This is a genomic window from Muribacter muris (assembly GCF_001038205.1).
Lineage (GTDB): Bacteria > Pseudomonadota > Gammaproteobacteria > Enterobacterales > Pasteurellaceae > Muribacter > Muribacter muris.
The window spans coordinates 62,637-84,167 of record NZ_JWIZ01000014.1 but is presented as its reverse complement, the minus strand read 5'-3'; the positions used below and the strand labels follow the sequence as shown (position 1 = coordinate 84,167).

Below are 21,531 nucleotides of genomic sequence, written 5' to 3'. Positions count from 1 at the left end.
TTTTAACCGCCTAGGTTAGCCCCTTTTCAAAAATAGTGTTACCTACATCACAAATTTGTTAAAAAGATGTAACTTCACTCAATACTTTTGCGATATACTCATCAGCCATTCAGGGATAATGCATAAATTATCATCGCTTACGGTTCGCCCAATTTTCAGTAAATGATTTTCTGATATAGTAAGTTTTTTGACATTCATTAGAATAAGAAGGAGAAACCCTATGCTTGGTTTTGACCCAACCACAACCACCTTTCTGATTTATATTATCGGAATGATCTCGATAGGCTTTATTGCTTACCGTTTTACCAATAACTTTTCGGATTATATTTTAGGCGGGCGAAGTTTAGGTAGCTTTGTAACCGGTTTATCCGCCGGTGCGTCCGATATGTCCGGCTGGCTGTTGATGGGGCTGCCCGGTGCCGTTTATGCGGCAGGGTTGGTTGAAGGCTGGATTGCGATCGGCTTAACCGTGGGTGCGTATTTAAACTGGCTATTTGTTGCAGGTCGTTTACGGATGCACACCGAATACAACGCAAACTCGCTTACCCTACCGGAATACTTCCACCATCGCTTTGGCGATAACACCAAAATCCTTAAAATTGTCTCTGCTGCGATTATCCTGTTCTTCTTTGCTATTTACTGTGCGTCAGGGGTCGTTGCCGGTGCAAGATTATTTGAAAATTTATTTAATGTGCCTTATAGCACGGCACTTTGGTACGGCGCATTAGCCACGATCATCTATACCTTTATCGGTGGCTTTTTGGCGGTCAGCTGGACAGATACTATCCAAGCTACGCTAATGCTGTTTGCGCTGTTTTTAACGCCGATTTTCGTTCTTATTCAGCTTGGCGGCTTTGAAGAAACCCACCAAGTCATCGTTGCTGCCGGGAATGCGGTAAATAAAGATTTTACCGATCTGTTTACCGGCACGACCTTTATCGGTTTACTGAGCTTATCGGCTTGGGGGCTAGGCTACTTCGGTCAGCCACACATTTTGGCACGCTTTATGGCGGCGGATAGCGTCAAAACCATTCCGAATGCCCGCCGCATCAGTATGACGTGGATGATCATCTGTCTGTTCGGGGCGGTTGGTATCGGCTTCTTTGGTCAAGCCTACTTCTTTGCTAATCCGGCGCAAGCTGCGGTGGTTAATCAGAACCACGAACAAGTCTTTATTGAACTTGCCCGTATTCTATTTAACCCTTGGATTGCAGGCATATTGCTCTCTGCAATTTTAGCGGCGGTAATGAGTACCTTAAGTTGTCAGTTACTGATCTGCTCCAGTGCGATTACCGAAGATTTTTACAAAGGTATTTTACGCCCTAAAGCCTCGCAAAAAGAGTTAGTTTGGCTTGGCCGATTGATGGTTTTAGCCATTGCGGTATTAGCGATTGTCTTGGCACAAGATCCGAACAGTAAAGTATTAGGTCTTGTGTCTTATGCGTGGGCAGGCTTCGGCTGTGCCTTTGGGCCGGTAGTGATTTTATCGCTGTTCTGGAAACGAATGAACGCAGCAGGTGCAATGGCAGGAATGCTTACCGGCGCATTGGTGGTCGTGTTCTGGAATACATTAGTGCCAAATAGTGGTATCTACGAAATGATCCCCGGCTTTATTTTAGCCACTATTGCGATCATTATCGTATCGCTAATTACCCCTGCACCACGCAGCGAAATTAGTGAGACTTTTGAAAAAGCAAATAATGCTTACAAAGACGCAATGAAATCTTAATCGCAAAGACGGTTCGCCTTTCGGCAGCCGTCTTTTTTATCGACCGTGCAAGCGGTCGGATTTTCTATTTATTTTGTCAATCCTAGTTTATGTAAGGGAAACATTATGTCATCAACTTATCAACTTCTGCCGGCGCAAACGGCTATCCGTCCATTGATCAGCGAGCATTATCGCATTGATGAAGAAAGTTTGGTAAAACAACTCGTTGAGCAAGCCCGTACCGATGAATTTGCATCGGAAATTAAAGCCTTAACCGAAAAACTGGTCGGCAAGGTACGCACCGCCCGTAAAAAAGCCAGTGGGGTTGATGCCCTGATGCACGAATTTTCCCTTTCCAGCCAAGAAGGTGTGGCGTTGATGTGTTTGGCGGAAGCGCTACTAAGAATCCCCGACCAAGCCACCGCCGATAAATTGATCCGAGATAAAATCGCCAAAGGCGATTGGAAAGCCCACACCGGCAATAGCCCATCGTTATTTGTGAATGCGGCGGCGTGGGGATTGGTGGTAACCGGCAAATTGGTCTCCACCCATAGTGAAAACTCCCTTTCATCGTCTCTGTCGCGCTTAATCGCCAAAGGCGGTGAGCCTTTAATCCGTAAAGGAATGGACGTCGCAATGCGTTTGCTTGGTAAACAGTTTGTTACCGGCGAAACGATTCAAGCCGCCCTCAAAAACAGTGAAGCCCGCTTCAACAAAGGTTTCCGCTACACTTATGATATGCTCGGCGAATCGGCTTTTACCGAAGAAGATGCCAAACGCTATTTTGACGATTATGTTGCCGCCATTCACGCTGTGGGAGCCGTATCCAAAGGGTTGGGCGTGCATAATGCCTCTGGTGTGTCGGTGAAACTGTCCGCTATTCACCCCCGTTACAGTTTGGCGCAGCACCAACGGGTAATGGATGAACTTTATCCACGCCTAAAAGATCTGTTTTTACTGGCTAAACAATACGATATTGGGCTTAACATTGATGCGGAAGAAGCCGACCGCCTCGAAATTTCCCTTGATTTAATCGACAGATTACTCGCCGATCCGGATTTAGCCCATTTTAACGGTATCGGCTTTGTGGTACAGGCATACCAAAAACGCTGCCCGTATGTGATTGATTATCTTATCGAAAAAGCCCGTGCTAACCAACGCCAATTGATGATCCGTCTGGTGAAAGGCGCTTATTGGGATACCGAAGTTAAACGTGCACAAACCGATTGTGCCGAAGGTTATCCGGTTTTCTCCCGCAAAGTGCATACGGATTTAAACTATGTGGTCTGTGCCAAAAAACTGTTGGCGGCACAAGATGTGATTTACCCGCAATTTGCCACGCATAACGCCCAAACACTTGCGACCGTGTATCACCTCGCCAAAGGCAAACGCTTTGAATTTCAATGTTTGCACGGTATGGGCGAAACCCTCTACGATGAAGTGGTCGGCAAAGAAAATCTTGATGTTCAGTGCCGGATTTATGCGCCGGTCGGTTCTTACCAAACTTTGCTCGCCTACTTGGTACGCCGCTTACTTGAAAACGGGGCAAACAGCTCTTTCGTCAATCAAATTGTGGACGAGAATATTCGCATTGAAGATTTAATCGCTGATCCGGTGCAAAAGACGCTCAGCACCGATTGCACAATGCACCCGAAAATTCCATTGCCAATCAACCTATTCGGCGATCAACGTCAAAACTCAAAAGGCTACGATTTAACCGATGCCGTGCATCTGCGTGATCTAGAGCAGCAGCTCAATCAATTAGCCGGCCAACACTATTTTGCCGCACCACAACTGGCGGATGCGCAAGCACACAATGGTGAAGTCCGCCGTGTCTATAATCCGGCGAAGACGAGCGAGATGGTGGGCGAAGTGATTGACGCAACCGCAACGGACGTTGCGACAGCGCTCGATCGGGCGGAACAAGCACTTGCAGAGTGGCAGCAAACATTGCCGAGTGAACGGGCAGATATGCTGGATAAAATGGCACAGTTAATGGAAGCCAATATGCCACAGCTCTTTGATTTAGCTGTTCGGGAAGCTGGAAAAACCCTCAATAATGCGATAGCGGAAGTGCGGGAAGCGGTCGATTTCTGCCGTTATTATGCAAGAGAGGTCCGTTTAAATCCGGAAGGTTTCCAAAACCCTCGTGGCATTGTGGTTGCAATTAGCCCGTGGAACTTCCCACTGGCGATTTTTGTCGGCGAAGTTTCCTCTGCGTTAGTTGCAGGTAACGTTGTGTTGGCAAAACCAGCGGAGCAAACCTCGCTAATGGCAAATTATGCGGTCAATTTATTCTATCAAGCGGGCGTGCCGAGCTATGCGCTACAATGCTTGCCGGGCAGCGGTAAAACAATCGGGGCGGCGTTAGTGCAAGATCCGCGAGTGAACGGCGTGATTTTCACCGGCTCAACGGATACCGCCAAACAGATCAACCGCCATTTGCAAAAAAATGAACGCATCGTCCCGCTTGTAGCGGAAACGGGCGGGCAAAACGCAATGATTGTGGACAGCTCTGCATTGGGCGAACAAGTGGTTGCCGATGTGCTAAATTCCGCCTTTGATTCTGCCGGTCAGCGCTGCTCTGCGCTACGAGTACTCTACTTACAACGTGATGTGGCGGATCATATCCTCACAATGCTCAAAGGGGCAATGGCGGAACTTAAGGTCGGTAGCCCACAACAACTGAACACGGACGTTGGGCCTGTGATCGACAAAATTGCACAACAACGCTTGCTTGACCATATTGACAAAATGAAGAAGGTAGCGAAATCCTGCTATCAAGTGGAGATCGATACACAAATCGCACAAAACGGCATTTTTGTGCCGCCGACATTATTGGAAATCGACCATATCAGCCAGCTCAAACACGAAGTCTTCGGGCCGGTATTGCACGTTATCCGCTTTGACGGTGATAAACTTGCGCAAGTAATGGCGGACATCAACTCAACGGGGTTCGGTCTCACCAGTGGCTTACATAGCCGCATCGATGAAACGGTCGATCTCTGGCTTAACCAAATCCACGCAGGCAATTTATACGTTAATCGTAACACTGTCGGGGCGGTCGTCGGCGTTCAACCTTTCGGCGGAATGGGCTTATCCGGTACAGGACCAAAAGCAGGTGGCCCGCTTTATCTGCAACGGTTGGTTAATCGCCGTGAATGGACACTGACAGGCTTAACCGGTGAAACTGACTTGAATATCAAACCGTTTATCGAACAGTTAAATACGGTCAGCAATAATGATTTTCAAAATACAGTGGCGTTAGCAAAACAATTAGTCGCCCAATCGCCGTTGGGTAAAGTGTATAAAATGCAAGGGATCACCGGAGAATCCAACTACCTGCAATTTGTTGCCCGCCCACTGATTGCGATCGGCAAAGGCAGCCTTGAACAGCAACTTAAAGCCTTAGCCGCGATTGTGGTATGCGGCAGCAAAGCAGTGGTGCAAAAAGATAGCCCGCTTGCCCAATATGTACGGCTGCTCACAGATTACCTTGAGGTCAGCGAAGATCTGAACCAACTCACACAACTGAGTGTAATGATCGTGTTTGACCCGATTGACGAGGCGCAAAAACAGCATTATGCCGAACGTTCAGGTGCGATTTTAACCTATATCGACAGTCTCGATCTGGCTCTCTCACTGTTCCCATTGGTACACGAAAAAGCGATCAGTATCAATACCGCGGCGGCCGGCGGTAACGCCAGCTTAATGAGCGAGATGGATTAACACTAAAAACAAGCGGTGCGATTTACTTCATATTCTGCAAATCGCACCGCTTTTTTAAGCTCTGATTGATAGTATCAAATTAGAATAACTTTCTCGACACTTCAAACAATTCCTCTTTGAATGGACGGCGCATTGTATTGATCGCTTCAATAATATCGTGATGCACCAGCTGTTCGTTTTGAATCCCCACACAGCGACCGGCGTGTCCGGCTAATAATAGTTCTACCGCATAAACCCCCATACGAGAGGCTAAAATACGGTCGAAGGCACAAGGCGCACCGCCACGTTGCGTATGCCCTAGTACGCACGCACGGGTTTCGTGTCCGAAGGCTTCCTCAATTTCTTTCGCTAGTGCGTAAACGTCCGTCATCATCTCGGTAATCGCAATAATCGCGTGGCGCTTGCCTTTTTTGAAGCCCTCTCCAATGTTACGCATCAAGGATGCCTTATCAAAGCCTTTTTCCGGCACAATGATATATTCGCAACCGCCTGCTAATGCCGCATTGATGGTCAAATCACCGCAATGACGCCCCATAATTTCAACAATAGAGATCCGTTTATGTGATGTAGAGGTATCACGCAAGCGGTCAATTGCCTCAAGCGCTGTTTCTAATGCCGTTTGGTAGCCAATCGTATAATCCGTGCCTGCCACATCATTATCAATCGTTCCTGGCAGCCCGATACAGGCAATACCGTGTTCTTCGGTTAATAATTTTGCGCCCATAAACGAGCCGTCCCCGCCAATCACCACTAACGCGTCAATCTCATATTTCTTCAATGTTTCTACACACTGTTTACGCACTTCCGGATCTTTAAATTCAGGGAAACGTGCCGAACCTAAAAAAGTACCACCACGGTTAATCACTTCAGAGACAGAACGGCGTTCAAGTTTTACGATTTTATCGTGGTACAAACCGTAGTACCCGTCTAAAATCCCATACACTTCCAAGCCTTCTGTCAGCCCCGCACGCACAACACCACGGATTGCCGCATTCATACCCGGTGCATCACCACCACTTGTTAAAACAGCGATTTTTTTGATCATAAAAACACCTATCTTGAAATAATTAAAATTTTAAAATAAATCGAAAAACTCTGCGAAGATTACCCTATAACGTAGCCGTGTTCTAGTAGAAAATGGAGAAATTTACGATTTTTTGATCTAATTCTGAAAAGTGGTTAAGGGGATAATATATTCGGCTTAATAGCTTCAAGGCTATTACAGTGCTCTTCAATGGGTAACTGAGGTAATAAGAAAAAATAGGGCGAAATCGCCCTATCTGCTTTTATACTTAAATTTTGCTGAGATCAACCAGCGCTTCTCGAGTGATGTCGCTGATTTTTTGATTACTGGTGAGGGTCATCGCTACCCGCATTTCTTTTTTGAAAATATCAAGCATATTTTCTACGCCGGTCTGCCCCGCAGCCCCAAGGGCATAGACAAAAGATCGGCCGAGCATACACGCATCAGCACCTAAGGCGATCATTCTGACAATATCCAAACCGTTGCGGATACCAGAATCGGCGAGAATTTTAATATCCCCTTTCACCGCATCGGCAATTGCCGGTAAGGCTTTGGCACTGGATAATACCCCGTCTAATTGGCGACCGCCGTGGTTGGATACCACAATGCCGTCCGCCCCAAATTTCACCGCATCTTTGGCATCTTCAGGATCTAAAATGCCTTTAATAACCATCGGGCCGTCCCAAAACTCACGAATCCATTCCAAATCTTTCCACGAAATAGAAGGGTCAAAATTCTCCGTCAGCCAGCCGATATAATCGTCTAACCCAATCTGCTTGCCCATATAGTGAGACACATTGCCAAGGGTGTGTGGCTTGCCCTTGATGCCGACATCCCACGCCCAAAACGGATGTAACGCCCCTTGGATTACACGGCGGATCTCTTTATAAGGTCCGCTCATACCGGAATGCACATCACGGTAGCGAGCCCCTGGTGTCGGCATATCGACGGTAAAGACCAACGTTGAACAACCGGCTGCTTTGGCGCGTTCAAGCGCATTTTTCATAAAACCGCGATCTTTTAAAACGTAAAGTTGAAACCACATCGGGCGTTTAATGGCAGGCGCAACTTCTTCAATCGGGCAAATAGACACGGTCGAAAGGGTGAAAGGAATGCCTTTGTTATCCGCCGCTTTCGCCGCTTGCACTTCGCCTCGGCGGGCGTACATTCCGCACGCTCCAACGGGGGCAAGAATAGCCGGCATCGACAACGTTTCACCGAACAGTTCAATATCGGTACTCAACTGCGACATATCTTTTAACACACGTTGGCGTAACGCAATATTTTCCAAATCACTGACATTACGTCTTAATGTTTGCTCCGAGTACGAACCGCCGTCCGCATAATGAAACATAAAAGGGGGCACACGACGGCGTGCCGCTTTTTGATAATCGTTGGCAGATGAAATAATCATTAAAAAACACCTCGTTAAATCTGCTTTTTATAAAATGAGCAGGTGGAATGAAAGGTTTTAAATTTAATGCAAACTATTTCTATTTGCAAATTTAATTGGTTTGAATAAGAAGATTTTGTTGAAAATGTGAGAAGGATCACATTATAAAAAGGTATATTTGCATTGTAAGCGGTGAGTTGCTTAGGTTTTTTTCCAAAAAAGATAGGGACACGCTTTCCGTGTCCCTGTTCTTTGCAGCTCGATTTTGTGAAAAATTAATCCACCACTTTAGTACCGTAGAAATAGGAATAGCCGAACGGGCTTTGCTTGTAATCTTGCACCCGTTTGCTCATTGGAGCAAAGCTGATTGAGTGAGCCACGTTGATCCAAGGGGCTTGCTCTTTTAGTAACACTTGGGCTTGTTCGTACAATTTGCTACGCTCGGTTTTATCCGATAAAGCAACCGCCTTGCTGAGTAATCCGTCTAATTCGGCATTTTTGAAGCGGGCATAGTTACTGTTACCGACATTTTCGCTCCCAAATAACGGTGAGAGGAAATTATCCGGATCGCCGTTATCGCCCGACCAACCGTATGTGCCGGCGGTTAATTCACCCGCTTTGGTGCGTTTGATATAATCGCCCCACTCATAGCTCACCAATTTTGATTTAACGCCGACTTTTTCCCAGTCGCTTTGGATTAACTCTGCCATACGGCGTGGGTTGGGATTAGAGGCTCTCACTACCGGCTGAACCCAAATTTCCGTTTCAAAACCGTTTTCGAAGCCGGCTTCTTTCAAGAGTGCTTTCGCTTTTTCCGGATTATATTCATAGCCCTCTATGGCATTGTTATAGCCCCAAATGGTAGGCGGCAGCGGATTTTTAGCTGCCACGCCCGCGCCACGATAAACAGCATCAATAATCGCATTTTTATCTACCGCATAATTGAGTGCTTGGCGGACTTTTAGATTATCAAACGGTGCTTTTTCGGTGTTAAATGCAATATAGGCAATATTTAAACCGGCTTGGGATAACAACTGAATTTTCGGATCGGTTTTCATTTTTTCCAAATCGGCAGGATTTGGGAAATCCATCATATCGCAAGCTCCCGCCTGCAATTTGGCATAACGCGCGGTGGCATCCGGCACAATATCGAAGATCAAGCGGTCAATATCCGCTTTGCCTTTCCAATAGTCTTTGTTTGCTAAAAAGCGAATGCGTTGATCAAGCTGATAACCGGCAAACACAAACGGCCCTGTGCCGATTGGTGTGGTATCCAACACGTCTGGCGTACCGGCTTTCATTAAAGCGTCCGCATATTCAGCAGAATAAATGGAGATAAAATCCATTCCCAAGCTGGCAAGGAAAGTGGCATCTTGGTGATTTAAGGTGATTTTCACCGTGTGATCGTCCACTTTCTCGACCGATTTCAACAATTTCGGAAATTTCATTGCATTGAAATACGGATAGGTCGCTTTAGACACATTGTGATACGGGTGTGATTTGTCTAGCTGGCGTTGGAATGAGAAGATCACATCATCGGCATTAAAATCACGACTTGGGGTAAATTGTTTGTTGGAATGGAATTTCACCCCTTTGCGTAGTTGAAAGGTATAGGTTAGCCCGTCATCACTGACCGTCCAGCTTTCCGCCAGTGCCGGTTCGATATCCGTTGATCCGCGAACAAATTCAACCAAACGGTTATACACCTGTTGGGAGCTGGCATTGTAGGAAATGCCGTCCATCACTAAAGCCGGGCTGAAACCGGTCGGTGAACGGCTGACACAGTTCACAAAGGTTTTATCCGCCGCCTGTACGACACTTGAAACAAACAGTGTGGCTGCGATTAACGAAAGTTTGGTAGTCAATTTCATAGAGAACCTCCGATTAGGATTCGGGCTAAAAAGAAAAATATCGGCGAAAGATACCGATTATTCCACTTAAGGTAAAGAACAAAAGGTAGGCTATTATGCTAAAAAGCTATAAGACTGCCAACGCAAGCGGTCTGTTTTGCCTCACTTTTTGCTATGAGCGAAAGGCAGCCATTAACTCGCCGGCTTTTTGCACCATTGCACTTGATCCGACGAAAAACGGCACACGCTGGTGTAGTTCGGTCGGCTTTATATCCAAAATCGGATTAAAGCCGTCCGTTGCCATTCCGCCCGCCTGTTCGGCTAAAAACGCCATCGGGTTGCCCTCGTAAAGCAGACGGAGCTTGCCTTTCGGGTAGCTGGTGGAAGTCGGGTAAATATAAATACCGCCTTTGAGTAAATTGCGGTGAAAATCCGACACTAACGAGCCGATATAGCGTGAAGAATAAGGGCGTTTCGTGGCTTTATCTTCCTCTTGGCAGAACTTGATGAACCGTTTCACGCCTTCAGGAAAGGTAACATATTGCCCCTCGTTAATGGAATAATATTTGCCCTCAAACGGCATTTTCATATTCGGGTGGGAGAGAATAAACAAACCCAACGACGGATCATAGGTAAAACCGTTTACCCCGTTTCCGGTGGTATAGACTAGCATTGTTGATGAACCGTAGGTAACATAACCCGCAGCCACCTGTTTACGCCCCTCTTGCAAAAAATCCTCAAGGGTAACGGGTGTGCCAATCGGCGAGACCCGTTTATAAATGGAAAAAATCGTGCCGACCGACACATTCACATCAATATTAGACGAACCGTCAAGCGGATCGGTCATTAAAATATATTTGGCATTGCGCCCCCGTTCCGTATCAAAGGCGACAAAGGTATCGTCCTCCTCCGAGGCAAAGCCGGCAACATCGCCACGGGCGATCAACGCTTTTTTCATCGTTTCATTGGCAAAAACGTCCAATTTCATTTGCGCTTCGCCTTGAATATTTTCATCGCCGGATACGCCCAAAATATCCTGCGTCAGCCCCGCCCGATTGATATCACGGTGAATAATTTTGGCAGATAAGCGGATTGAAGACAAAATTCCGCTTAATTCCCCCGTTGCACCGGGGTACTCGGCTTGTCGGTCTATAATAAACTCGCCCAATGTTTTCATTTTTTTGCTCCTTATTAGCTATTCGGCAGGCTTTGTTTTATTATACCCGTCAATTTGAAGACACTTTGTCGGCAAAGTGTTATTTTGTGAATGAGATCACATTTTTCATTGAGGTAATAATGAAACAGCAGCATATTCATATTCTCGGCATTTGCGGCACATTTATGGGCGGGGTGGCAATCATCGCACGAGAGCTTGGCTATAAAGTTACCGGCTCGGACACCAACGTGTACCCGCCGATGAGTACGTTTTTGGAAAAAAGCGGGATTGAGATTATCCCGAACTACGATATTGAGCAGCTCCAACCTGCGCCGGATATGGTCATCATCGGCAATGCAATGCGGCGGGGGAATCCCTGTGTCGAGTACGTCCTTGATAACCAACTGAATTTTACCTCCGGCCCGCAATGGCTGCACGATCACCTCCTCAAAGATCGCTGGGTCCTCGCCGTGTCCGGTACGCACGGTAAAACCACCACCACAGGAATGTTAGCGTGGATTTTTGAACAAAACGGGATCGATGCCGGCTTTTTAATCGGCGGCGTAGCGGGGAATTTCGGTATTTCTGCCCGTGCCGGTTCTGCGCCGTTTTTTGTGATTGAAGCGGATGAATACGACAGCGCCTTTTTCGACAAACGCTCTAAATTCATTCATTACGCCCCAAAAACCTTGATTATCAATAATATTGATTTCGACCACGCCGATATTTTTGACGATTTGAAAGCCATTCAACGTCAATTCCACCACCTTATCCGCACAATGCCACAAACGGGGCTAATCCTGTCCGCCAGTGCCGATCAAAATGTACAAGATACACTTGCAATGGGCAGTTACAGCCAACAACAGCTGATCGGCAAGCAAAATGAATGGTATGCCGAACCGCTGAGAGCCGATTGCTCTGCATTCACAGTTTATCATCAACAACAAAAAGCGGGGGAAGTCGATTGGCAATTAGTGGGTGAACACAATATGCACAACGGCTTAATGGCGATTGCCGCCGCCCATCACGCCGGCATAGACATCACTAAAGCGTGCCAAGGGCTGAATAGTTTTATCAACGCAAATCGGCGTTTGGAAGTTAAAGGCGAAGTCAGCGGCATCACCGTATATGATGATTTTGCTCACCACCCGACCGCAATTCGTGCCACGCTTGCCGCCCTACGGGGTAAAGTCGGCAAACAGCGGATTCTTGCCGTGTTAGAACCTCGCTCCAATACAATGAAAATGGGCGTTCACAAAGCAGAAATTGCCCCCTCTCTCACGGAAGCCGATATGGTCTTTGTCTTCCAACCGGACACTATTCCGTGGCAGGTGAGCGACATTACCGAGGCATTGCCCCAGCCCTCGTACAGCAGCGACAATCTCGAACAATTTATTGAACTGATTGTGCAACACGCACAGCCAACGGATCACATTTTAATAATGAGTAACGGCGCTTTCGGCGGCATTCACGCCAAATTGTTACAAAAGCTGGCAAAATAAAGGCTGCAAGCGGTGAGATGTTGGCAGAAATAGGCAAATTTTGCCAACATTACAAAAAAGAATTATTCTCAACAACAAAAGTGCGTTATAATTTGGTATCTTTTGTTTTGAATAGGAAAACAGTGATGTCTAAATTATGTCAATCTCTTTTCGCTGTCGCCGCACTGATATTCAGCGGTTTTGCCTCCGCCGTAACGGTTAAAGATCAAAAGGGCGAATTCAGCTTAGAGCACGTGCCGCAGCGCGTAGTGGCATTGGAGTATTCTTATGTCGATGCGTTAGCACAAATCGGCGTTAGCCCTGTCGGTGTGGCGGACGACAACGAAAAAACCCGTATCTTGCAGCAGGTACGGGATAAAATTCAGCCGTGGCAATCGGTCGGTACACGTTCCCAACCAAGCCTCGAGGCGATTTCAGCACTCAAGCCGGATTTAATCATTGCCGATGAAAACCGCCATAGTGGGGTATATGAAGAACTGAAAAAGATCGCCCCGACGGTTGTATTTAATTCCCGCAATGAAAATTACCGTGAAAACCTTGAAACCGCCCAAAAAATTGGTGATTTACTCGGTAAATCCGAGCAAATGCAAGCACGCATTGCGCAGCATCAACAGCGGATAAGCGATATTGCTAAGCAATTATCAAAAGGATACAAAACAATCATCGGCATTTCTCGTGAAACGGAATTTCGTTTATACAATAATGAATCCTATGCCGGCGGTTTAGTCGAAGCCTTAGGGCTTACAATGCCGAAAGCCCCTGCCGATAACAAGCCGAGTGCGTTGGTCGGTTTAGAGCAAGTCGTGGCGGAAAAACCGGAGCTAATGATTATTACCCACTACCGTGATGAAAGTATTGCGAAAAAATGGCAAAACGAAGCGTTGTGGAAATTGATTCCGGCGGTAAAACAGCAACGGATTTTAACCGTGGATAGCAATCTTTGGGCAAGAGCAAGGGGGATTGAAGCAGCGGAACTAATGGCACAGCAGCTCCAAACTTTTTTGGCAGACACAAAATAGATGACGTTTTTGCTACGTTGGGCTTTCCCGATTATCGCCTTACTGTTGCTGATATGGGGAAGCCTGTTTCTCTATTATCCCACCCCGATTTCAGCTTTGGAAAGCCTCAGCATCTTTGGACAGGGAGCGGATGAAATCGTCCAAATCACCGTCTTTGATCTCCGTTTACCCCGTGCATTAACAGCAGCAGTAATGGGGGCAAATTTAGCCGTAGCCGGCGCACTGTTGCAAACTATCACCCGCAACCCGCTTGCATCTCCCTCGCTATTAAGCGTCAATGCCGGCGCCAGTTTGGCAATGGTTATTGCTACCGCTGTGTTGCCGGCAAGTTTTCGCCATTACAGTATTGCCTTGATCGCCAGCCTTGGCGGCGGTCTGAGCTGGTTACTGGTAATGATGATTAGCGGTGGCTGGCGGTTGAATGCAAATCGTCAGCGGGTTATTCTAGCGGGCATTGCGGTATCACTATTCTGTGCTGCATTAACCAAATTAGTCATCATCATTGCCGAAGATCACGCCGCCAATATTATGAATTGGCTGGCAGGCGGTTTAGCACACGTTCGTTGGGGTGAATGGCAAGTGGCATTCCCTTTCTTTTTACTCACGGCACTCTTTAGCCTGCTATTTGCGAGCCGATTAAACTTACTCCATTTAAGCGATGAATCGGCACAAACACTTGGGGTAAATTTATCCCTAATCCGTTGGTTGAGTAATATCGTCGCATTGCTGATTGTCGGGTCAAGCGTTAGCATTGCCGGCCCGATTGCTTTTATCGGCTTATTGATTCCCCATCTTGCACGTTATTGGATAGGTTATGATCTACGCAAAGCATTACCGATCACAATGTTGTTCGGCGCAAGTTTGATGCTGTTTGCCGATATTGTGGCACGCGCGGTCAATTTTCCGAGTGAGATCCCCGCCGGCGCCATTTTAGCTCTGCTCGGTGCGCCGATTTTTATCCTATTTGCACGAGGAAAACAGATATAATGGCAAACACGCGGTCAGTTCGGCGTACTTTTTTGCAAAAAAGCCTCTACCTTATCTGCTTGCCGATATTATTCGGGCTGATAATGGCAAGCCTTCAATTCGGCACGGTGAGCCTATCTTGGCAAACCCTTTTTGACATTGTACAAAACCCCGATCACCCTTACGCTTTCACCTTAATGGAATACCGCCTTCCCCGCACGTTACTGGCCGTTGTAATTGGTGGTGCATTAGCGGTTTCGGGGGTTCTAATTCAAAGTATCGTCAGAAATCCGCTCGCCTCACCGGATATTTTAGGCATTAACAGCGCCGCAGGGCTAGTCGCCGTAGCGTGCTTACTGTTCTTCCCTTCGCTTGATTTCTACTGGCTACCGATATTCGCCTTTATCGGCGGCTTAAGTGCTTTTTTATTACTTTGGTGGCTATGCGGACGCCATTTTCGTCCCATAAAAATGGCGATTGTCGGCGTGGCACTGGCGAGTTTATGGGTCGCCCTCAGCCACTATCTGATGCTCTCGTACCCAATGGATATTAACGCCGCAATGCTATGGCTGACCGGCAGTTTGTGGGGACGCAGTTGGAACTATGTCTCGGTTGCCGTACCGCTCCTCTGCCTATTATTGCCGCTGAGTGTAGTATTTTGTCGAGATTTGGATACCTTATCCTTAGGCGAACAGAAAGCCGCCAGCCTCGGCGTATCATTGCAGGTAACGCAAATAGCCGTTTTGCTCTTGGCGGTTGCCCTTGCAACTACGGCGGTTGCTGTCTGTGGCCCAATTAGCTTTCTCGGTTTAGCCGCTCCGCATTTGGCACGTTATCTTGTGGGCGGACGGCATAGCCGCTTACTTCCGACCGCCTTTTTATTGGGGGCGATATTACTACTGCTGGCGGATATTTTAGCCCGTGTCATCGCTCCGCCTATTGAGCTTCCCGCCGGTATTCTTACCGCCATTTTGGGGGCACCCTACTTTTTCTATTTACTGATGAGAATAAAATAATGCTTGCCATTACCGATCTTCAACTTGCCTACCAAGAGACCACTATCGTCCCGAACTTGAGCATTACCTTTCCGAAAAATCAAATTATTGCGCTACTAGGGCCGAACGGCTGCGGAAAATCCACACTATTAAAAGCCCTCGCACGTTTACTCAAGCCAAAATCAGGGCATATTTGCTATCAAGCGGTCGATATTTGGCAAAAATCTGCAAAAGCCTATACGAAAACCCTTGCCTTTCTACCACAACGGCACATCGTACCGGAAGGGATAAGCGTCAAAGAGCTGGTTTCTTTCGGGCGTTCGCCTTATCTTAATATGTGGGGACGGCTCAGCCTCCAAGATGAAAACTTAGTTGAACAGGCTTTGGCTGCGACCCAAATGGCGCAATTTGCCGATTATCCGGTGATAAGCCTTTCCGGCGGTCAGCAGCAACGAGCCTTTTTGGCAATGGTGCTGGCACAAAATACCGAGATTATTTTGCTGGACGAGCCGACCACCTATTTGGATCTCAGCCATCAAGCCGAGCTAATGGCAATGATGCGTACCTTACAGCAACAGGGCAAAACGATCATTACCGTGCTGCACGACCTCAATCAAGCCTGCCGTTATTGCGATCATTTGGTTGTACTGAAACAGGGGGAATTGATCAAGCAAGGCACGCCGCAGCAAGTGATGAGCGAACAGCTACTGAAACAGGTATTCGATCTGGATGTCGAAATTCACGCCGATCCCGTCAGCCACACGCCGATGTTTGTGTTTAAATCATAGGATTGTCGGTACTACTCAATTAAAATAATGAGAATTGTTATCAATAATATTGAGTTTTAGATTTATTTCTCTATAATCCACGCAATATTCTTCATATTTAGGATCACCGATGAAATTATCTAAAATTTACAGTGCCGTGTTTATTGCCCTTTCCCCACTAGCCTTGGCAGAAACCGCTCAACAAGCAGTTCAGTTAGATGAGGTTCACGTCATTGCAGGGCGAGATCCGAGCCAATGGGCAGAGTATGCCAATCCCAGTGAAAGCATCAGTAAAAATGCCTTACTCGCCCGCCAGCCGACCAGCGTTGCCGATGCGTTGAAATATTTGAATAATCTTGACATTCAGGGCGGTGCAAGACCTCTCGCACAAAAGCCGACCATTCGCGGTATCGGCGGTAATCGGGTTGTACAGGTAATCGACGGCGTCCGCCAAAATTTTGACTTGGAACATCGGGGAGCTTATTTCCTACCACTCTCACTGATACAAGAGCTTGAGGTAATCAAAGGTCCGGCAAGCAGCCTATGGGGATCCGGTGCGTTGGGCGGCGTGGTGGCAATGCGTACGCCGACTGCCTTGGATCTGCTCAAAGCCAACCAAACCTTTGGGGCAAATCTGCGTCAGGGCTATCAATCCGCCAACCGCCTAAGCGAAACGGAAGGTTCGGTATTTATGGCAAATGATCGCTTTGATGCCTTACTCGCCGGCTTTTATCACGATGCGGACAATCTGCGTCTCGGTAAAGGAGAGAAACAACCAAATTCCGCTTACCGCCAAACGGGTGGATTAGCCAAACTCGGTTGGCAAATTAATGATAGCAATCGGCTGGAATTATCCCACCGCTTGAGCCGAGCAAACCAAGTTGCCCCAAGTAACAACGAATTAGCTTCGGAATTTACCTTTGAAGCGCTCACGCAGATTATCCGAAACTGCCATACCAACCCCGCAGCCAGTTGTGATATGACGAAAATTTACGGCGAACTCGGCAGTATTTCCTATTTGACCCGTCAGCAAATCACGGATCAAAGCAGCGTGCTGAATTACTATTTTAATCCGAAAGATAATCCCTATTTCAACACTCAATTCACTTTATACCGCAACAGTACCGTTGAAAAAGAGGCTCGCCTTAACAGCGATATTCAAGACCAAACCAAACTCACCACCAAAGGCTTTAACCTGCGTAATACGTCCGACTTAAACGGCGCTATCTTCACTTACGGGGTGGATTACTATCAAGATCACGCCAGAACCGAGCGTGGCAAAAATTCAACGGATGCATACCGAGCAGATCCTTACAATGTCAAATCCACCGTTACCGGTGCTTATTTGCTTGCCCATTTCCCGTTGTTTGAGCAACGCCTTATTCTCTCGCCGAGCGTACGCTACGACCGCTACAAAACGACTAACCGACAAGGCGATTACGCCAATGCACAGGACGATCACTGGTCTCCGGCTGTGGCATTAACGTGGAAAACAACCCCTTGGTTAGATCTCACCGCACGTTATACGGAGGCGTTCCGTGCACCGTCCATTCAAGAACGCTACTCAAGCGGGGCGCATTTCGGCACGGCAATGCGTAATCGCAGTGCAATCAATCACTTCCTTGAAAACCCGAATTTACAGCCGGAAACGGCTAAAAATAAAGAGCTTAGTGCTAACCTTCATTTTGAAAATGTCTTCCGTGAGCAAGATAAATTGAGCTTAGAGGCAACCTATTTCCAAAACGATGTAAAAAATCTCATCAATCTGGAGGTATATAGTAGCAACCCTCGCTCACCGTTCCCGAACATTTCCCAATACCAAAATGTGGCGAATGCCCGTCTGCAAGGGGTCGAATTAGCCGCAAACTATGCAACCGAGCGTGTTAGCCTACTTGCTCACTACGCCCAAACCCACGGCAAAAACCGCTCCAACCACGAAGCGCTTGCCAATGTGCCGGCGGCTAAATTCGGCGTTGCCGTAAATTATGCCGTCCTTGCGGATAAGCTCGATCTCGGCGCTCGCATTACCCGTTACCAAGCCCAAAAACGCGTACCGAGCCAGTATGCCACCCATTACCGTGGCTATACGCTTACCGATCTACAAGTCGGCTATACGCCAATGGGGAAAAACGGGGCATTACGTTTTGATGTTGCCGTGGAAAACCTGTTTGATAAACAATATCAACCCGCGTTCAGCCTAATGGAAGGCACAGGGCGGAATATCAAAGCCAGCGTCAATTACAGCTTCTAATATCACTCATAAGGCACGCAATGCGTGCCTTAACTTCAGCCGTTTTGCAATGTATCAAAAATCACCTCTGCCAAGGTGTTAGAAATGCCCGGGACGGATTGAATTTCCGCCAATGTTGCTGCCTTAACCCCCTGCATTCCGCCAAGGTATTTCAGTAGCGCTTGGCGACGTTTTGCGCCCACGCCGGCGATCGACTCCAACCCGCTTTCCGTAAAGGCTTTCTGCCGTTTTTTACGGTGTCCGCTGATGGCGTGGTTATGGGATTCATCCCGAATATGCTGAATTAAATGTAACGCAAGGCTGTCGGGCGGCAGATGGATCTCTTTGTCCCATTTGCTGATGAGCAAGGTTTCCAAACCGGCTTTACGCTCTACGCCTTTCGCCACACCAATCAAGAGCGGCTTGGTTTTATCCCACGCTACATTCAAGTTGGCAAAGGTCTCCAACGCTCGATTGAGCTGCCCTTTGCCACCGTCAATAAAAATAATATCGGGAATTTTTTCCGGCGGTAACGGTTTGTTGTAACGTTTGAGCAGTGCCTGTTCCATTGCGGCATAGTCATCGCCCCCCGTAATACCTTCAATATTAAAGCGGCGATAATCGGATTTTAACGGGCCGTTTTCATCAAACACCACGCAAGAGGCGACCGTTTGCGCGCCCATTGTATGACTAATATCAAAGCACTCCATTCTTGTAATTTTGGGCAGACAAAGCACCACTTGTAAGTCTTGATAGCGAGCCTGAATCCGACTGTCTTGCTTGAGCTGCAAGGTTAATGCCGCCATTGCATTGGTTTTGGCAAGCGCAAGGTAACGGCTTTTTTCGCCCCGCACTTTGGCTAAAATACTCACTTTATGACCCGCTTGATCGCTCAATACCTGCTCAAGTGCCGCCGCTTCGCTGACAGGGTGATCGATCACAATTTGATGCGGAATGGTGCGGTGTTGGTTCATCTGCAAATAGAATTGCCCGATAAAAGTATCGCTCAACTCGGCAAGCTCCGTATGGCTCGGCACTTTGGGGAAATAGCTGCGATTACCCAGTACTTTACCCTGACGAACAAATAGAATATGCACGCACGCAATGCCGTGTTGATAAGCGATCGAGATAATATCCAGATCATCTAGCCGCTCGTTAGAGACAAACTGCTTCTCCGTTACTGCTCGTACTTGCTGAATTTGATCACGGAAACGCGCCGCCACTTCAAAATCCAGATCCGCCGCTGCTTGTTCCATTTTTGCGATCAAATGTTCGATCACCTGCTGATCTTTCCCCTGTAAAAACAGCCGCACAAATTGCACCTGCTGCGCATATTCCGCCTCGCTCACATATCCCTCAACGCAAGGGGCAAGGCAACGCCCGATTTGGTATTGCAGACAGGGGCGGGAGCGGTTTTTATAGTAGCTGTCTTCGCATTGGCGTATCGGGAAGAGTTTTTGCAGTAAATTGAGGGTTTCCCGCACAGCAGAGGCATTCGGATAAGGCCCGAAATACTCGCCCGCCACCTTTTTACTGCCTCGAAAACTGCTCAAACGAGGGTGGGTATGACGTGTCAGCAAAATATAGGGGTAGGATTTATCGTCTCGCAGCAACACATTGTAGCGGGGCTGATTTTCCTTGATGTAATTATGTTCCAGCAGTAAGGCTTCCGTTTCGGAATGAGTCAGCGTGGTGTCAATATGGGCAATATGCGCCACTAACGCTTCTGTTTTGCGGCTGGCTAAATTCGCCCGAAAATAGCTTGCCAGCCGTTTTTTCAGATCTTTTGCTTTGCCGACATAAATGATCGTGCCTTTGTCATCATACATTCGGTACACGCCCGGACTGTGCGGTACATCGGCAAGGAATTGTTTGGCATTAAACTTGGACATTGTTTATGTTTGAACGGAAAAGACCGCTTGCAAGCGGTCTGAAAACAGGGATTTTGGCAAAATTTAGGATTTTAATAAGCTGCCTTTGGACGCTTTAAGGTATTGCAACATTGACCAAATGGTCAGAAACACCGCCACATAAAGCAGGATAAAAGCTAAAATTTCCATTAGATGACTTTGCCGCCACAGTAAACCGCCGAGCGCCAGCATTTGCGCCATTGTTTTGACTTTCCCCCAAATGGAAACGGCAACATTTGCCCGCTCGCCCAGCTCCGCCATCCACTCCCGCAAAGCAGAAATAATTATTTCACGGGCAATCATAATGCCGGCCGGAATGGTGATCCACCAAGTATGGTAAAACTCCACCACCGACACCAACGCAATAGCAACCAACACTTTATCCGCCACCGGATCTAAAAATGCCCCCAAGCGGGTGGCTTGGTTCCATTTTCTCGCCAAATAGCCGTCAAACCAATCGGTAATAGAGGCAATAAAGAAAATCAGCGTGGTGATTTCCGGTGCGTAGGGCAACGGCAGGTAAAACGCCACAATAAACAGCGGAATTAACGCTACCCGAAAGAGAGTGAGATAAGTCGGAATATTCAGTTTCATTAGCGCAGTCGGCTCGGCGGTCGAAAAATCGTGCCGTCATTCTATTAAATGCGGCGAAAATAAGAAAGAGCAAGCGGGGAGATTTTGCAGATTTTTTGCAAATCCCCTCGCTTGTCGATCGGCGTATTAACGTGCTTTTTTCGGTTTTTGTTTTTGCTGGTCGGCTTCCACCTGTTCTACGCAAAGGTGCAGCACCTGATCCGCGCCCTCTTGGATATATTTGTCGTTGCGTACCTGATTTTTTTGGATATCCACTAACGCATCATAGATCCCTTGCGTTAAGCTAGGCGGCTGCACAAAGCCCCAACAGGTCGGGCTTAAATAGTTAAATTTCGCCTGAAAATCCGCCGCGTGCAACACGCCGCTGTAATAGGCATAGACATTGTGATCGAGCATACGGTTCAGCAGACTTGCCCGAATTTGTTCAATCGGCAAGCTCACTTTTTGGTTAAACCAATCGTCCACGCCCCGTACAAAAGCGTCAATATCATAGCTGCCGTTTACCCGATCGGCATAGGTTTGCGCCGTTGCACCGTAAGCTATCGCATAGGATTTCTGATCGACTTCCGTTTCCGCCAGTCGCTTCCAGCCCGCCGAATTTGAGCCGCTACACGCCGCAAGGGCGAAAAGTGTCGAAATAACAAACAAAGATTTTAACGATTTCATATGCTATACTCCTTCCATTTTA

15 protein-coding genes are annotated in these 21,531 nt (G+C 47.4%); 8 read left to right on the top strand and 7 right to left on the bottom strand.

Annotated features, from left to right (window positions below; genetic code table 11):
* Nucleotides 1-220: 220 nt before the first annotated feature.
* Complete coding sequence (putP, locus tag RO21_RS02995; protein ID WP_047976319.1) at nucleotides 221-1,729, top strand: sodium/proline symporter PutP; 1,509 nt, start codon at nucleotides 221-223, stop codon at nucleotides 1,727-1,729.
* Between the two features lie 105 nt (nucleotides 1,730-1,834).
* Complete coding sequence (putA, locus tag RO21_RS02990) at nucleotides 1,835-5,437, top strand: bifunctional proline dehydrogenase/L-glutamate gamma-semialdehyde dehydrogenase PutA (RefSeq protein WP_047976318.1); 3,603 nt, start codon at nucleotides 1,835-1,837, stop codon at nucleotides 5,435-5,437.
* A gap of 79 nt (nucleotides 5,438-5,516) precedes the next feature.
* Here putA and pfkA read toward each other — a convergent pair whose 3' ends face one another.
* The 4 genes from pfkA to fbp form a co-directional block, all read right to left on the bottom strand.
* Nucleotides 5,517-6,482 carry a 6-phosphofructokinase gene (gene pfkA / locus RO21_RS02985; RefSeq protein ID WP_047976317.1) on the bottom strand — a complete coding sequence of 322 codons (966 nt, stop codon included), beginning with the start codon at nucleotides 6,480-6,482 and terminating at the stop codon, nucleotides 5,517-5,519.
* 247 nt (nucleotides 6,483-6,729) lie between these two features.
* Nucleotides 6,730-7,875, bottom strand: coding sequence for an FMN-dependent L-lactate dehydrogenase LldD (gene lldD / locus RO21_RS02980; protein WP_047976316.1), 1,146 nt, complete (start codon nucleotides 7,873-7,875; stop codon nucleotides 6,730-6,732).
* Between the two features lie 254 nt (nucleotides 7,876-8,129).
* Nucleotides 8,130-9,725, bottom strand: coding sequence for an ABC transporter substrate-binding protein (locus tag RO21_RS02975; RefSeq protein WP_047976315.1), 1,596 nt, complete (start codon nucleotides 9,723-9,725; stop codon nucleotides 8,130-8,132).
* 151 nt (nucleotides 9,726-9,876) lie between these two features.
* Nucleotides 9,877-10,881, bottom strand: a complete 1,005-nt coding sequence (gene fbp / locus RO21_RS02970) for a class 1 fructose-bisphosphatase (protein WP_047976314.1) — start codon at nucleotides 10,879-10,881, stop codon at nucleotides 9,877-9,879.
* A gap of 119 nt (nucleotides 10,882-11,000) precedes the next feature.
* Here fbp and mpl point away from each other — a divergent pair, with 119 nt between their 5' ends.
* The 6 genes from mpl to RO21_RS02940 all read left to right on the top strand — a co-directional run bounded on the left by mpl (nucleotide 11,001) and on the right by RO21_RS02940 (nucleotide 18,360).
* Nucleotides 11,001-12,362: a UDP-N-acetylmuramate:L-alanyl-gamma-D-glutamyl-meso-diaminopimelate ligase gene (gene mpl / locus RO21_RS02965; RefSeq protein ID WP_047976327.1), complete on the top strand. Its 1,362-nt coding sequence runs from the start codon at nucleotides 11,001-11,003 to the stop codon at nucleotides 12,360-12,362.
* Between the two features lie 125 nt (nucleotides 12,363-12,487).
* Nucleotides 12,488-13,381, top strand: coding sequence for a Fe(3+) dicitrate ABC transporter substrate-binding protein (locus RO21_RS02960; RefSeq protein ID WP_047976326.1), 894 nt, complete (start codon nucleotides 12,488-12,490; stop codon nucleotides 13,379-13,381).
* On the top strand, nucleotides 13,382-14,368 hold the full coding sequence (fecC, locus tag RO21_RS02955; protein WP_047976313.1) for an iron-dicitrate ABC transporter permease FecC: 987 nt from the start codon (nucleotides 13,382-13,384) through the stop codon (nucleotides 14,366-14,368).
* Entirely contained in the window at nucleotides 14,368-15,363 is a 996-nt protein-coding gene (gene fecD, locus RO21_RS02950; protein ID WP_047976312.1) for a Fe(3+) dicitrate ABC transporter permease subunit FecD, read from the top strand. Before fecC ends, fecD begins: the two co-directional genes overlap by 1 nt.
* The gene (fecE, locus tag RO21_RS02945) at nucleotides 15,360-16,130 is read left to right on the top strand and encodes a Fe(3+) dicitrate ABC transporter ATP-binding protein FecE (protein ID WP_047976311.1); all 771 of its coding nucleotides are present in this window, start codon (nucleotides 15,360-15,362) and stop codon (nucleotides 16,128-16,130) included. The genes fecD and fecE overlap by 4 nt, the downstream gene beginning before the upstream one ends.
* 109 nt (nucleotides 16,131-16,239) lie before the next feature.
* Complete coding sequence (locus RO21_RS02940) at nucleotides 16,240-18,360, top strand: TonB-dependent hemoglobin/transferrin/lactoferrin family receptor (RefSeq protein WP_047976310.1); 2,121 nt, start codon at nucleotides 16,240-16,242, stop codon at nucleotides 18,358-18,360.
* A gap of 35 nt (nucleotides 18,361-18,395) precedes the next feature.
* On the opposite strand, the gene uvrC is transcribed toward RO21_RS02940, so the two are convergent.
* The 3 genes from uvrC to RO21_RS02925 all read right to left on the bottom strand — a co-directional run bounded on the left by uvrC (nucleotide 18,396) and on the right by RO21_RS02925 (nucleotide 21,509).
* Entirely contained in the window at nucleotides 18,396-20,231 is a 1,836-nt protein-coding gene (gene uvrC, locus RO21_RS02935; protein WP_047976309.1) for an excinuclease ABC subunit UvrC, read from the bottom strand.
* A 63-nt stretch (nucleotides 20,232-20,294) separates the two neighbouring features.
* The gene (gene pgsA / locus RO21_RS02930; protein WP_047976308.1) at nucleotides 20,295-20,843 is read right to left on the bottom strand and encodes a CDP-diacylglycerol--glycerol-3-phosphate 3-phosphatidyltransferase; all 549 of its coding nucleotides are present in this window, start codon (nucleotides 20,841-20,843) and stop codon (nucleotides 20,295-20,297) included.
* 126 nt (nucleotides 20,844-20,969) lie between these two features.
* Entirely contained in the window at nucleotides 20,970-21,509 is a 540-nt protein-coding gene (locus RO21_RS02925; protein ID WP_047976307.1) for a hypothetical protein, read from the bottom strand.
* Between the last annotated feature and the right edge of the window lie 22 nt (nucleotides 21,510-21,531).

What these genes read in the sequence shown, in the direction of transcription:
- fbp (WP_047976314.1), bottom strand. Translation starts at nt 10,881, where the DNA reads ATGAAAACATTGGGCGAGTTTATTATAGACCGACAAGCCGAGTACCCC.
- mpl (WP_047976327.1), top strand. Translation starts at nt 11,001, where the DNA reads ATGAAACAGCAGCATATTCATATTCTCGGCATTTGCGGCACATTTATG.
- putA (WP_047976318.1), top strand. Translation starts at nt 1,835, where the DNA reads ATGTCATCAACTTATCAACTTCTGCCGGCGCAAACGGCTATCCGTCCA.
- fecD (WP_047976312.1), top strand. Translation starts at nt 14,368, where the DNA reads ATGGCAAACACGCGGTCAGTTCGGCGTACTTTTTTGCAAAAAAGCCTC.
- putP (WP_047976319.1), top strand. Translation starts at nt 221, where the DNA reads ATGCTTGGTTTTGACCCAACCACAACCACCTTTCTGATTTATATTATC.
- RO21_RS02940 (WP_047976310.1), top strand. Translation starts at nt 16,240, where the DNA reads ATGAAATTATCTAAAATTTACAGTGCCGTGTTTATTGCCCTTTCCCCA.
- RO21_RS02925 (WP_047976307.1), bottom strand. Translation starts at nt 21,509, where the DNA reads ATGAAATCGTTAAAATCTTTGTTTGTTATTTCGACACTTTTCGCCCTT.
- uvrC (WP_047976309.1), bottom strand. Translation starts at nt 20,231, where the DNA reads ATGTCCAAGTTTAATGCCAAACAATTCCTTGCCGATGTACCGCACAGT.
- pfkA (WP_047976317.1), bottom strand. Translation starts at nt 6,482, where the DNA reads ATGATCAAAAAAATCGCTGTTTTAACAAGTGGTGGTGATGCACCGGGT.
- pgsA (WP_047976308.1), bottom strand. Translation starts at nt 20,843, where the DNA reads ATGAAACTGAATATTCCGACTTATCTCACTCTCTTTCGGGTAGCGTTA.
- RO21_RS02960 (WP_047976326.1), top strand. Translation starts at nt 12,488, where the DNA reads ATGTCTAAATTATGTCAATCTCTTTTCGCTGTCGCCGCACTGATATTC.
- fecC (WP_047976313.1), top strand. Translation starts at nt 13,382, where the DNA reads ATGACGTTTTTGCTACGTTGGGCTTTCCCGATTATCGCCTTACTGTTG.
- lldD (WP_047976316.1), bottom strand. Translation starts at nt 7,875, where the DNA reads ATGATTATTTCATCTGCCAACGATTATCAAAAAGCGGCACGCCGTCGT.
- RO21_RS02975 (WP_047976315.1), bottom strand. Translation starts at nt 9,725, where the DNA reads ATGAAATTGACTACCAAACTTTCGTTAATCGCAGCCACACTGTTTGTT.